The following is a 13,595-nucleotide window of genomic DNA, read 5'->3' as shown; positions in this document are numbered from 1 at the left end:
AATTAGGTGAATAGGATAAAGGAATTTCGGAATGAAAAAGGATGGACACAATCAGAATTGGCCGATAAAGCTGGTTTGTCATTACGGACAATTCAGCGAATTGAATCAGGCGAGAGCATTCCGCAAGGTCATACCTTACAAGTGCTATCTAATTTGATTGGGGTAAAACCATCTGAGTTTATAAATAATGAAACTGAATTGAGCCCCGAGCAGATTGAGCGTTTAAAACTTATCAATCTTTCGGCATTAGCGGTCATTGTTATTCCCTTTGGAAATATTATTTTTCCTTCCATACTTTGGAATAGAAATAGAGAAAATAGGGCCATAAACCAAACAGTTAAATATATTATAAATTTTCAGATTATTTGGAGCTTAATACTGTCTTTGCTACTAATTCTAAGCCCCTTCATTCAAGATTTATTTCAATTAGCTTTTTCCTTAATTATAGTAGTCTTAATCCTGAGCTATAGTTTTAATATATGGATTATTTTTAAGTTTTCTAGGTGGATTGCTAAAGGCGATCTGTTTCGTTTAAGACTTACTTTTCAACTCCTGTAAATGGTAATTCAGCAATTGGCGTAAAATTGTCGCACGCTTGACGCATAGATTCGAACCGCATTTTCTGAATTTTGCAATTCACTTTAAAACTTTTGCAAATGAGAAAATTCGTACTTATTCTAGCTGTTATTATACTAATCACTAGCGTATCAGGCTACTTTTATTTTGATAAGAAGTTCACTCCACCAGAAAATAACTTAGAAGTTTCCGAGGATCAGGATACTCTTGATATTCAATGGGTGTCAAATGAAGATACGGAATTTGCAGCACTTCTGGTGCCGGTAAACATTGAAGGAGTTCCCAATACTTTCTACTTGCAGTTTGATCTGGGTGCTCATTCTACGCTTTTCCATGAAAAAGCTCTTAGCTCGATTAGCGAGAAATATCCATTTTTTGATAGCAGCAGTTTCGATAATAATAATCCCTTTCGGTTCAATTTAGGAATGGTCTCGGTTTCAATTCCTAAGGTTAGAAGATTAAATTATGGACAGGAAATCAATTGGAAAGGTTCTGATGTCAATATTATTGGAACTTTAGGAGCTGATATTTTAGAGCATAAAGTAGTTTTGATGGATTTTAAGAAGAATTGCATAGGACTAAGAAACACCTTTCCTACCGAAATCCCAATGGAGTCTATTCAAGATTTTGAATTCACAAAGCGGAAAGTGATGTTGCAAGGACAAATTAACTCAGAAAGGACAAAGTTCTTTTACGATTCAGGAAGTAGTGCTTTTGAACTGATTACTGATAAAGACCAGTGGGAGAATTTAGCGCTTTTTGGAGCAGTTGAGAAGGTTTATCAAGCTAACTCATGGGGGAGTAAATTAGACGTACATAATATCGCCAGTGATGCTGTTATTACTTTCGGATTACAAGAAATCCCTTTAAGTAAAGTGACTTACATTGAGGGGACTTCCCTTATTCAGAATGTGTTAATGTATTTTAGTGGGATGGGAGGGATGATTGGAAATAAGTTATTTATAGGTAAGGTTCTTATCCTTGATGCCAAGAATCAAAAGTTTGCTGTGCTTTAATTTTACCATGATAAGAATGTTATACTTTATCAAATGAAGCTTTACAATTTTCTTTGCAAGTTGAGATCATACGTTGTTTAAATCCTCTAATCGAATTTAGTAATCGGATTTAGATCTATATACTTCAGCGTTTCAGTAATTTAAAAAGCTAAGTAAATCGCTTAGTAGTAATTTCAGCATTGCCCTAATGCAGGCATGATGCATTTTTGGGATATTTGAATTAGAATTTAAACCTAAAACTAATAGTTATGAAAACGTATCCAAATATCTTAAAACCGGTTAAACAATATGTTCTAATAGGTATTATTGTCTTGATTACCTTATTTGGTTTAACCTTGAAAGCTAATGCGCAAAGTATTTCTCTAGAATCTAATGTAGAGAAAATTAACAATGCAATGGTTGTACAATTAGCAGCCTACGATTTTGATATGGTGATTCCCAAAGTTACAAAAGAGGAGTTACAAGCAATCAAAGATGCTTCATTTAATGCGTTGGTATACGTTACAGATAAAGAAATCGGCTATTATTTCAATACGGGTACTAAATGGGAAATGCAAAATGTGAGAGAGGTTTTCGAATTGATAGATATTAATTTAGCGATTCAACAACCACATGCAGAGAGTTTGATTATTGTAGCGGATGCTTCAAATCAGCAAACATTATTAGACTACAACGACCATATCAAGCATATCTATAGAGATTTTATATTTGATAAAAGTGATAATTCCATGGCAATTAATGTAGAAAGAAAATAGTTTGTTTAGTATCGGCTAACCTTAGGTTTCAAGGGCAATGCTATCAGTAGTATTGCCTTTTTTAATGGAAATGGCCAGTTGATCTCAATAAAGTACTTACCCTAATACGTTTCATAGTCAAAAGCTCTTCCAGTGTATAAGCTTCCTAGCAGCAAGGGTAGGCTCTTATTTCTTTGAAAGGATATTACTACAGCTAACTAATAAGGTAGTATGAGTTTCTAAGTAAATCACCTATTTGTAAATTCCGAATTGTGCTGATGTTTAGAGGAGGCATATTTATGATCTTTGAGTATAATTAAAAGTTAATAGTTATGAAAACGTATCCAGATATATTAAAGGTGGTTAAACAATATGTTCCTATGGGGCTTATGGTATTGGTTATTTTATTTGGTTTAAGCTTTAAATCAAATGCGCAAAGTACATCACTAGGAAATGATATTGATAAAATCAATAATGCGATGGTGGTGCAGGTAGCAGGTCATGATTTTGACATATTGATTCCCAAAGTGAGCAAAGAGGAATTTGCGTCCATCAAGGATGCTAAATTCAATCAGATGGTTTATGTAGTAAATGAAACTGCAGGTTATTATTTCTACATGGGTACAAACTGGGAGAAACAAAATGTAAAGCAGGTTTTTGAATTAATCAACATGAACATGGCCATTCAGCAACCAAATGCTGAGAGCTTGATTTTGATAGCTGACGGGTCAAATTCTCAGACTTTACTTGATTATAACGACCATGTGCAGCACATTTATCAAGACTTTGTATTTGATCAGAGAGACAATACAATGGCTATAAATTTAGAAAGAAAGTAATTTTTAAGTCCTAGGTTATTAAAGGCAATGCTACTTATAGCGTTGCTTTTTTTTGATATGATGAATTCTGCTTTTTGTGCTTACGGTAAATTTGTGAAAGATTGAGATATAACTGTAGTTAAAAAGGGTTTTTATCAATCCACCAGGCTTCTGGTTTTACCAATATTGTATCTTCCTTATCGACATGGACCATTCCGGGGGGAAGACCTTTTGGCTTTCTTACGAATTTTTTCGGAGTAACAATTACTGGACTTAGGCTATCTGATTTTCTTTTAGAATAAAAGGCTGCGGCTTGAGCTGCTTTTTCCACTACCGATTGTGGGAAAGGCTTACTGCTTTGCTGTTTTAGAACTACATGTGAGCCTGTTACATCTTTTGCATGGAGCCAAAGATCATTTTTCTTGGCATATTTTAAAGTCAATTCATCATTTTCCCTTGCGCCTTTCCCAACTAAAATGGTAAATCCACCATACTCAAATTTTTTATAAGGTACTTTTAATTCGACCTGTTGTCGTTCTTTCTGCGGATTTTGTTTAATTAGCTTTTTGATAGCTTTAATATCATCCGCAGCTGCAATCTCCTCTAATTTACTTTCAACTTCTATTAATTCTTTTTCTTTTTGCTTTATTGAAGCATTTAATTGTTCTAATTCGATTTTCTGATTTTTTGATTTTCTGTAGAGATTTTCTGCGTTCTTTTGTGGACTGAGGTTCGGTTTTAAAGAGATTTTGATATTTTCATTAGTATAAAAATTGAATAGTTCCACTTCCTTAGCGTGAGTAGGAATTTGGTGCATGTTTGCCATTAAAATATCGGCTAATTGATTGTAACCAGGTTTATCTAAAACTTCTTCAAGTTTCTGATTTGATTTTTTAATATAATTCAGTGACTGGTTACGCTGTTTTTCAAGTTGCTTGGATAAGCGTTTCTTCTCCTTGCGAATGAAATTCTCTTTGGAATATGTGTAATAGAATTGTGTTATTCCTTCAAGACAAGTCTTCTCTTCGTTAATGACTTCACCTATTCTCAGCAGTGAAAAATGAATTTCATCGTTCCACAAAACTGTATAGAAACCTGCGGGCTTATTGATTTCAGATTCTATTAATGAAACTATAGTCCATTGCTCCTCAAGCGGCTTTTCTGATAAATTTATGCTCGTAAAATACTGCTTAATTAATTTGCCAAAAGTAGGGAATAGCTTCTGATAATTACCATCGTAATGAAGGAAAGTTTCCTTGTTTTGATCTAGAGATCTGTCTAAAGTATCTAGATCGATCTCCATGTCCTGCGGAAAGCTATTTCGGAATAATTCATTGGCTTTGGAACCTTGATAACCAATGATGTTAGATCGGTTTCCATGCATTTTGAACAGGAATTTTCGATCCTGTTCGAAATGAATAGCAAAGCATCTTTCATTTTCAAATTGTTGGATACTTATTACTCGTAGACCAATGAAGGCTGGAAACAAATCAATACTATTACTTTTGGTTCTAGAAAATTGATTGGGGAAGCTTAAGCAAGAAAATTCAGGGGTCAACGAAGCTTTGATGTAGAAGTCTCTTTCCCCTTTGTTAAAACCTAAAATCAATTCATCTCTGCTCTGACTGAAGCAAGCTAAGAGCTTCTCCCCTTTAATTTTAGTTTCTAATTCAGGAGATAATTGACGGAATACATAATAGTTATTATGCATGCTAAAGTGTTATTTGTAGCCCATCGTAGGCAAACTGCATTCCTTCAGGTAATTCTTTTTCTACATCTCTGTGTAATCCCATTCTATGACCCATGTGGATAAAGTAGGCTTGAGGAATTTCCAATTCTTCCACCGTTTCTATGGCCTGCTCTAAGTTAAAATGCGATAGATGTGATTTCTTTTGTAATGCGCTTAATACAATCACCTTACTTCCTTTTATTTTTTCTTTTTCTGCCTCAGAAATGTAATTTACATCTGTAATGTAACTGAAATCATCAATGCGATATCCAAAAACTGGAAGTTTGTGATGCAAAACATCTATCGGTTGGATCTCAATTCCTTCTACTTGAAAGGGGGTGTTTTCAATTTCATTCAGCGCTACTTGCGGTATCCCAGGATATTTATTAGTGGCAAAGATGTAGGAAAATTCCTTTTGAATCTGCTCTAAAACGGGCTTTCTTCCGTACAAAGGCATATCCATTTGCTGTTTGAAGTTGTAAGAACGAACATCATCTAAGCCTGCCGTATGGTCTTTGTGTTCGTGGGTGTAGATCACCGCATCTAAACGATTGATTCTTTCGCGAAGCATCTGCTCTCTGAAATCAGGTCCAGTATCGAAAACAATGCTTTTTCCGTCCTTCTCGATATGAATACTAGTTCTTGTCCGTTTATCCCGATAATCAAGTGAGCGACACACTTTACAGTCGCATGCAATTACGGGAACTCCTTGTGATGTCCCTGTTCCTAGAAATGTTACCTTCAAAGCGCGAGTTCGGTTTGTTGTAATTCTAAATAGAAATTTTTGTTTTTGTCACTCAGTGTTTTGCTATCTAAGTCAATATTTTTTAGGATATCCACTAAGCAGTTGATTTTCCCTTCTGTATCAAAAAACTTATTTATAATAACAATTCTTTGATCTTTTAATACACAGTATCCTGATTTGAAATTACCTTTTTCATAACGTAGAATATAATCAGATTCTGCGAATACATCTTCTAGTTTGTTAAGAAAGGATTTTGTGTACTTTATTTGCATAAAAATAGTTTATAGATTAACTACACAAACTTTCAATTTGTTGCTGATTTTCTAAAATGATTTTATTGCAGACACTAAAATTTAACAAACCTCAATTAATTAGTTAACTTTTTCACAGTTTCAACTAACTGGTCAAAATTGAGTGGTTTTTGCAGGTATTCGTTTATTCCAGCATCTTTGAAATCTTCAATACTGTAATTTTTAGCGTTTCCTGTTATAGCAATAATCGGTATACTTGATTTTTCTTTATCTTCAAAAGCTCTTATCGCTCTACTGCATTCCATGCCATCCATTTTTGGCATATTAATATCCATTAAAATGATGTCGAATGTTTCTGATTCTAAAGCTTTTAAAACTTGCTCCCCATTTTTTGCGGAATGAATGCTATAATTTTGCATCATTAAAATCTTCTTGGTAAGGTTTTGGATTACCGAGCTATCTTCTGCTATAAGTACTTTTTTTGTTTCTGCCATCTTATTTTAAAATTGACTGATAATGATCTGTAAATTTATTAAAATTATCTAATAAATGGTTTAAGTCATTTATAAGCTTTTCGGTTTTTTCTTTTTTTAAATTCGCTTCTATCTTTTTTGCTTGTTCCTCTAATGAGCGAATTCCAAGAGTTCCAGCATTTCCTTTCAAAGTATGCAAATTACTCAATATTTTGTCTATGTCCGAAGTCTTTTCAGCATTTATGCTTTCTAATATCAAACTTTTTGCCTCAATTTCAAATTCTTCAAAGAAGGATTTGATAGTCGATTTGTCAGCATATTTACTAAGCTGTTTTAAAGTAGATTTATCAATGAGTTCAAGTTTATTTCCAGGGCTTCCTTTTTCATCTATTTCCTCTGCTTCTATTTTTTGAGGTTTGAATGCTGGTAAGTTTTGTTGGATAACATCTAACAAAAGACTTGAAACTATGGGTTTTGCTAAGTAATCATCCATGCCCATATCTAAAAACCTTTGCCGGTCTTCTTTCATCGAATATGCTGTCATGGCAACTATTGGGGGGATCTTTTTGGGTAGTTTTTTGATCTCTCGTGTTGCAGATACCCCGTCCATTACAGGCATTTGAATATCCATTAGTATCAGATCATAATCGAACCTTTTTACTTTTTCGATAGCTGCTGGTCCGCTAAATGCCAGGTCAGTTTTAAATCCTGACTTTATCAAAATTTGACTAGCTACTTGTCTGTTGATGGTGTTGTCATCTACAATTAAAATGTACGGTGCACTATCTTTTTCAAATGTAATTTTATGTCTTTTTGGTACTTGTTGCTTTTGTTTTTCATACTCTTCAATTTCAGACTTCGAAACTTTTGCGCCCATTAAGGTGAACCAAAATACACTGCCTTCGTCTGGTTCAGAACTCACACCGATTTGTCCTCCCATCAAGCTGCTTAACTGCTTTGAGATGGCAAGTCCTAAACCTGTTCCACTAAAAGCTTTGGTGCTGGAATTATCCACTTGGGTGAATAATTTAAATAGCTGTTGCTGGTCATTTTCAGATATTCCGATGCCAGTATCTTCCACTGCGATTCTATAGAGATTTTCTTTTATCTCTTTTGATAAATGTAGCAATACCCTCCCGTTTTTTTCAGTAAATTTTAAGGCATTGGAAGTAAGATTAGATACGATCTGAATAATGCGAGTTTCATCGATTTGTAAATACTCTGGAATTTCATTGTCTATTTTAAAACTTAAATCAATTGATTTCTGTCTTGCTTGTTGACTGAATAAGTTGAGTACTTTCTCGAAAATCGATCTTACTTCAGTTATATGAGGCTGAATTTTCATTTTTCCAGCTTCTATCTTACTTAAATCTAGAATATCATTTAAAATAGTAAGTAAGGTTTCAGAAGATCGTTTTATGGTTTGAACAAAGTTCATTTGTTCAGGATTCAGTTGGGTTTGAGAGAGTAAATCCACCATTCCAATCACACCATTCATCGGTGTTCGGATTTCATGACTCATATTAGCGAGAAACTGTTCTTTTACCTTTAGAGAGTTTTCAGCAACATTTTTAGCGTGTAGTAATTCTCTATTGGCTTGTTTTAGCTTGGTGATATCACGTGCAACTCCTTCGATCGTAACCTCTCTGCTGTCCTTGTCCCTGACTAAACGAACGTTACAAATACAATTCACCAATCTACCATCCCTAGTGATAAGTGTTGCTTCAAAGTTTTGAACCCGTCTTCTGGAAACCAATTTCTTTAATAAATCCTTCGTTTTTTTTGTGTAGAGATAATAATTGGTAATGTTATTTCCTGTAACTTCTTCTTGTTCGTAGCCAATATTTTCCTTAACTGAAGGGCTTATCAGGATGATTTCCCCATTGAAACGACAATTGAAGTATATATCCTGAAAGGATTCAAATATATTTCTAAATTTAAACTCGCTTTTTTGAATATTTAGCGCATTGATTTTCTTCTCTGTAATATCATGTGCTATACCGGAAAGTCCAGTGATTTCCCCACTTTCGGTAAAGATTGGATTCAGAAAAATCTCTTTCCAAACGATTGTTTCATCATAAGGATCAATAAAATCAATTTCAAAGTTTACGGCTTCACCATTTAAACTTCTCTTAAAATTAGTAATCCAAAATTCATGTTTATTAATTGGACCGAGTAGAGCAATATTTGCAGCATCATAACTAACATTTATTTTAGGTTTGAAATTGAAATACTTGAGGAATTCATACTCAAAATTTTGGTTGAAAGAAGTGAGTTTGAATTCTTTATCAATTGACCAAATGATGTGATTGCTACTATTGAAGATCGATTGTAGACGAGCTGCTTGTGTATTGATTTTTTCCTCTATAAATTTCCTTTCTACTGAAAGCAATACCTGATTAGAAATAAAATTCAATAATTTCAAATCCCTATTTTGGAATGCATTTTGATCTCTGTAGCTCTGGACCCCAATCACCCCTGGGGTTCCTTTTTCAGTTTGAAATGGCACTCCTAAAAATGCTTTTGGAATGGTACCGTATTGATTGATTTTACCCTCCAGAATTAAGTCCATGATGTCCGACTCTCTTAGCAACATGGCCTTTTTTTGCTGGTAAATATATTCACACAGCCCTTTTTTGTATTCAAATGACATTGATTTGGGTGAGTCTGCAATGAATTCATCATGGATATAGGGAAAGAAAAGCTGCTGTTTTTGAAACCTAAATTGTGCAATAAAAAAGTTGTCTGCTTCCATTGCCTCTTTCAATTTTTGATGGATTCCCTTAAATAATCCATCTAAGTCAGTGCTTTTTAGCGTCAGGTTGGTAATTTCATAAAAAAGATTTTGAGCTTTTTGAGCATGAATTTGATTCGTGATATCTTGAAAATTTGCAATGATATTCCTGTTGTTCAAGCTCATTAATATGATGCCTGTTACATGAATTCTATCATTATTTTTTGAACTTAAGCGGACTTCTAACAGCTCTTGTGTTTTGTTCTTAAGAACCATTTCAACAGCATTCTGGAATTTATGCCAATCCTCTGGAATAATAATATCTCTAATGAAGATATGAGTTAAGTCCTGGGTTGTATAAGCTAAGGTTTTACGCCAGTTTTTATTAGTTTTTATTAGTTCGCCATTTTCGGAAAATTCCATGCTTAAATCAATTCCCTCTTCCGGAAACATGTTATTCCCTAGATGTCTGGAATTTTTAAGCAAATATTTTTTTTGATATAGCGCAAGACGTAGTTTTTCAACCTCTTTTATAAGTCGTTCTTTATCGTAATTTTGTAACTCCAAAGTATCTAAATTTACTGCTCAATTTACATCTTTAAGATTAATTTAAATATCAAATTTGACTAAAAAATCAAAAAGCATAGTGATTTTGGCAGGTCCAACTGCCGTAGGTAAAACCTCCCTGTCCATTCAATTAGCAAAACGGTTTGAAACTGAAATAATTTCAGCTGACTCCCGACAATTTTATAAAGAGATGGAAATTGGAACTGCTAAACCTACACTTAAGGAAATGGATGGAATTAAGCATCATTTTGTCAACTCACATAGCATTCAGGAAGATTATAATGTAGGTCGATTTGAAAAGGATGCCCTTAGTTTATTAGATACATTATTTCAGAAGCATGATATAGTTTTAGTTGTAGGTGGATCTGGACTTTATGTAAAAGCACTTTGCGAAGGGATAGATGATATGCCTGTAATCTCAACAGAGATTAGACAGAATTTAAATGTGGAGTTTGAACAAAATGGAATTGAATATTTACAAAAGAAAGTGCTTGAATCTGATCCCGAATATTTTGAAATCGTTGATCAACAAAACCCTCAACGACTTATCCGTGCGCTTGAGCTTTTTCGTGCCACAGGTCATAATATGACTTATTATAGAGCTCAGAAAAAGGAAATTGATCGACCTTTTAATATTATCAAAATAGGACTGGAGCGTCCAAGGGAAGAATTGTATAATCGCATAAATTTAAGAATGGACCAGATGATTTCAGAAGGTTTATTCGAAGAAGCGGAAAATTTGTATCAGTATAAAGAATTGAATGCTTTACAAACTGTTGGTTACTCTGAAATATTCAGATTTTTAGATGAAGAATATGATATGGAAGAGGCAGTTCGTTTACTGAAAAGAAACAGCCGGAGATATGCGAAAAGGCAAATGACGTGGTTCAAAAAAGATTCGGAATTTGTTTGGTTCTCAGCGGACAAAGTAAATAAAGTTATCGATTACATAGAAAGCAGACTTTTGTGATGAAGAGAGAGCTGAAAGATTTATCTAAGGAAGAATGGGACAAACTTTTTCCTATTGCCCTGCATCCACATGATCCAAAGTGGCCTTTAATCTATAAAGATGAAAAGGATCAAATAGTAAATCGGTTAGGGAATAGTATATTGAAAATCGAACATGTAGGAAGTACAGCAATTCCTGCTATTAAGGCTAAGTCCTATATTGATATTTCTATTGAGATCTTGGTAGAACATTTGTTCAATGAAGAAATAATACAATCTTTAGAGAAGCTGGGGTACACTTTTTTCCGACAAGAAGGAAAGGACTTAGACTATATGGTCTTCGTGAAAGGGTATAATTTAAATGGTGAAATAGAACAAGTTTTCCACATTCATATGTATCCATCAGGACATGAATTGCTTCATCAAATTACTTTTCGGGATTATCTAATTGCTAATCCAGAAAGAGCTAAACAATATGAGAATCTGAAAACTCAATTAGCAGATCAACATAAAAATGATCGAGTTGGATATAGAGTAGCGAAAGATAATTTCATTTTGGAGACCTTAGATTTAGCTAAAAAATTGTAACAGAGATCAGATTTGCTTTTTTAATTTTTCTAGTTTTATAATTCTAACCTCTAGTGCATCAATCAACGTGCGACCTTCGGTACTGACATCGTTTCAAGAACGATGCCCATCCATCATCCTACACCCATCAATTCTTCCTATAATAACGCACGCTCCAAAGTCCTCCTTTGGGGGATTTAGGGGGCTTCCTTTAGATTTCCCCTTCTAAAATGACCCCAAGCGATTTTAATTTCATTATAGGTGAATTCATCTCCCAATCGGGCTTTTACGTCAGCACTGCCTTTTACTTCGTCTAGTTCCATCACTTGACAAATCTGATCAAGCTTGGTAGCATCTATCAAATCGGTAGCATCAATATCTCCACTCTCAATATACTTTGCCAAATGACCTAGAATTGTTCCAGGTACTAGCTCTCTTTTGGTGGCGATTTTTTCAATATTTAAACCTTCTTTGTAGAGCTTGAATGATATTTCAGCAGTTGGAGTTTTATCTTTTTTGACTTTCTTTTTCTTGTCTTTAGAATCTTTCTTGGCTTCCTCAAAGGTGGAAGATTTATAAAGGTCTTTTTTGGACAATATCCTGTTTTCAGATGCTGCAGTTACTAACATTGCGGTCTTACTGATTTGCAAAAGCTTTGACTTTAATTGTTCCGTAATGCTTTCTAATTCTTTTAAATAGGCTTTTACCTTGTTTTGGTTAGAAGTATCGATTAAATGCGCCTTGAAAGCATCAAATAGATCCTTCACTTTGGGTTTGAAATAGTCTTCGGCACTATTTACGCGTTCTGATAATTCAGTCAAATAGTCTTCTTTGGCCTCATAATGCCCCAAAGAGCTTTGAAATTTTAATCCTACAGTGTTCAACTCATCCAATTGTTCCTTTTTCTCACTTGTCCAATTAGCGAACTGTTGTTTTAAGGATCGATTCTCCCCTTTGTTGAAACTGCCCAAATGAATATTGAGCTCTTTCATCACACTTTGAAAATCGAAACTCTCCCTCACCTTATTGAAAATAAACGCTTTTCGGTCGTAGTCCAGCTTTTGGTTGAGTACTTCGGGTTCTTTTTTATTGTCTTCAAATTGTCGAAGAGTTTTGTCGAGTTCAAATGGGATGTTACTGATAGGTTGCGAAAGTATTAATCCTTCCAAACCAGTTAGTCTCGAAAGGGCAACGTACATTTGCCCAGGTGCAAAGCTATCCGACAGATCTAATATAGCTTTTTCAAAAGTTAAGCCTTGTGATTTATGAACCGTAATAGCCCAAGCCAACTTCAATGGAAATTGCTTGAAAGTTCCTAACCATTTTTCCTGAAGTTCATTGGTGGACTTATCCAAACTGTAGCGCTGGTTCATCCATTCATATCGTTCTACGGTTACTTCATCCTTAGGGTCTTTTAGTTTTACTTTAATGGTATCATCATGCATCTCAGATATTTCACCGATTTTCCCATTAAAATACCTGGCTTCTCCACTGCTGTCATTCTTAATAAACATTACCTGAGCACCTAGTTTGAAATTGAGTTTTTCAGGTAGTGGGTACATGTTTTCAGGAAAGTCCCCTTCAATTTCAGCCTTATAACTGCGTTCTTCCGCATCCAGCGATTTTAATGACTTTTCGTTAAGTAGATCGGCCTTTCGGTTATGAGTGGTGATATGGATATAGCCGTCCTTTTGTGACCCTTCTACTTCTTTCTCATAATGTTGATTAAGCTTTTCGATATCTGTTTCAGAAAGATGATTATCTCTTAAGCGATTCAGTATAGATGTAAATTCAGGATCTGATTGACGGAATATCTTGTCCAGCTCTATATAAACCATCTCCGTTTTCTGTAAAGCTAAGGCTTCAAAAAAATAAGCAGTTTTATAATATTTATTTAAGTATTGCCACTCATGCTGACGAATCACAGGGGGTAACTGGTTCAAATCTCCTATGAACATTATTTGCAAGCCTCCAAAAGGTTCAGGATTCTTTCTAACCATTCTTAAAATCAGGTCCATGCAATCCAGTATGTCTGCCCGCAACATACTGACCTCATCGATAATCAACAATTCTAGATTGCGAATAATCTGGCGTTTATTGCCATACATTTTAAACTGCTGAAGAAAGGTCTTTGGAGTGTTAATTTGTTCGCTTGTTCGGCTGAAATCAACTCCGTTATCTTCGGGAATAAAAGTACCAAAAGGAAGTTGTAGGAGGGAGTGCAGCGTAACGCCCTTTGCATTGATAGCAGCAATTCCTGTCGGGGCAGCCACAGCTACATTTTTATAGGTATTATTAATAATGTAGCGTAGTAAGGTAGTTTTGCCGCTACCTGCCTTACCCGTTAGAAAAATTAATCGGTTTGTAGTGTTCACATAACGAACAGCAATTTTGGCAATTTCGGTTAGTTTGTGTTGGGCCATAGTTGAAGTGGGTT

12 protein-coding genes are annotated in these 13,595 nt (G+C 34.6%); 6 read left to right on the top strand and 6 right to left on the bottom strand.

Annotated features, from left to right (window positions below):
* The first annotated feature begins 6 nt into the window (after window positions 1–6).
* The 4 genes from B9Y84_RS12170 to B9Y84_RS12155 all read left to right on the top strand — a co-directional run bounded on the left by B9Y84_RS12170 (window position 7) and on the right by B9Y84_RS12155 (window position 3,165).
* Window positions 7–558, top strand: coding sequence for a helix-turn-helix domain-containing protein (locus tag B9Y84_RS12170; protein WP_085517630.1), 552 nt, complete (start codon window positions 7–9; stop codon window positions 556–558).
* A 98-nt stretch (window positions 559–656) separates the two neighbouring features.
* Complete coding sequence (locus B9Y84_RS12165) at window positions 657–1,592, top strand: hypothetical protein (protein ID WP_085517627.1); 936 nt, start codon at window positions 657–659, stop codon at window positions 1,590–1,592.
* A 248-nt stretch (window positions 1,593–1,840) separates the two neighbouring features.
* Window positions 1,841–2,347 (top strand): hypothetical protein, encoded by a 507-nt coding sequence (locus B9Y84_RS12160; protein WP_085517626.1) that lies wholly within the window; start codon window positions 1,841–1,843, stop codon window positions 2,345–2,347.
* A 311-nt stretch (window positions 2,348–2,658) separates the two neighbouring features.
* Window positions 2,659–3,165 carry a hypothetical protein gene (locus B9Y84_RS12155; protein WP_085517624.1) on the top strand — a complete coding sequence of 169 codons (507 nt, stop codon included), beginning with the start codon at window positions 2,659–2,661 and terminating at the stop codon, window positions 3,163–3,165.
* A gap of 118 nt (window positions 3,166–3,283) precedes the next feature.
* Here the strand turns inward: B9Y84_RS12155 and B9Y84_RS12150 are convergent, their stop codons facing one another.
* The 5 genes from B9Y84_RS12150 to B9Y84_RS12130 form a co-directional block, all read right to left on the bottom strand.
* Window positions 3,284–4,855 (bottom strand): NFACT RNA binding domain-containing protein, encoded by a 1,572-nt coding sequence (locus tag B9Y84_RS12150; RefSeq protein WP_085517622.1) that lies wholly within the window; start codon window positions 4,853–4,855, stop codon window positions 3,284–3,286.
* Window position 4,856: 1 nt separating this feature from the next.
* Window positions 4,857–5,618, bottom strand: coding sequence for an MBL fold metallo-hydrolase (locus tag B9Y84_RS12145; RefSeq protein WP_085517619.1), 762 nt, complete (start codon window positions 5,616–5,618; stop codon window positions 4,857–4,859).
* On the bottom strand, window positions 5,615–5,890 hold the full coding sequence (locus B9Y84_RS12140) for a hypothetical protein (protein ID WP_085517617.1): 276 nt from the start codon (window positions 5,888–5,890) through the stop codon (window positions 5,615–5,617). Before B9Y84_RS12140 ends, B9Y84_RS12145 begins: the two co-directional genes overlap by 4 nt.
* A 95-nt stretch (window positions 5,891–5,985) precedes the next feature.
* The gene (locus tag B9Y84_RS12135; protein WP_085517615.1) at window positions 5,986–6,363 is read right to left on the bottom strand and encodes a response regulator; all 378 of its coding nucleotides are present in this window, start codon (window positions 6,361–6,363) and stop codon (window positions 5,986–5,988) included.
* Window position 6,364: 1 nt separating this feature from the next.
* The gene (locus tag B9Y84_RS12130; protein ID WP_139828024.1) at window positions 6,365–9,643 is read right to left on the bottom strand and encodes a PAS domain S-box protein; all 3,279 of its coding nucleotides are present in this window, start codon (window positions 9,641–9,643) and stop codon (window positions 6,365–6,367) included.
* Between the two features lie 55 nt (window positions 9,644–9,698).
* Here B9Y84_RS12130 and miaA point away from each other — a divergent pair, with 55 nt between their 5' ends.
* Both miaA and B9Y84_RS12120 read left to right on the top strand, forming a co-directional pair.
* A complete protein-coding gene (gene miaA, locus B9Y84_RS12125; RefSeq protein ID WP_085517611.1) occupies window positions 9,699–10,613 on the top strand; it encodes a tRNA (adenosine(37)-N6)-dimethylallyltransferase MiaA in 915 nt (304 codons plus the stop codon).
* Complete coding sequence (locus tag B9Y84_RS12120; protein ID WP_085517609.1) at window positions 10,613–11,179, top strand: GrpB family protein; 567 nt, start codon at window positions 10,613–10,615, stop codon at window positions 11,177–11,179. Before miaA ends, B9Y84_RS12120 begins: the two co-directional genes overlap by 1 nt.
* 176 nt (window positions 11,180–11,355) lie before the next feature.
* Here the strand turns inward: B9Y84_RS12120 and B9Y84_RS12115 are convergent, their stop codons facing one another.
* Window positions 11,356–13,581 (bottom strand): helix-turn-helix domain-containing protein, encoded by a 2,226-nt coding sequence (locus tag B9Y84_RS12115; RefSeq protein WP_085517608.1) that lies wholly within the window; start codon window positions 13,579–13,581, stop codon window positions 11,356–11,358.
* Window positions 13,582–13,595 lie beyond the last annotated feature (14 nt).

This window comes from Marivirga sericea, from assembly GCF_900177665.1.
GTDB lineage: Bacteria > Bacteroidota > Bacteroidia > Cytophagales > Cyclobacteriaceae > Marivirga > Marivirga sericea.
This window is presented reverse-complemented; position numbering and strand designations above follow the sequence as displayed.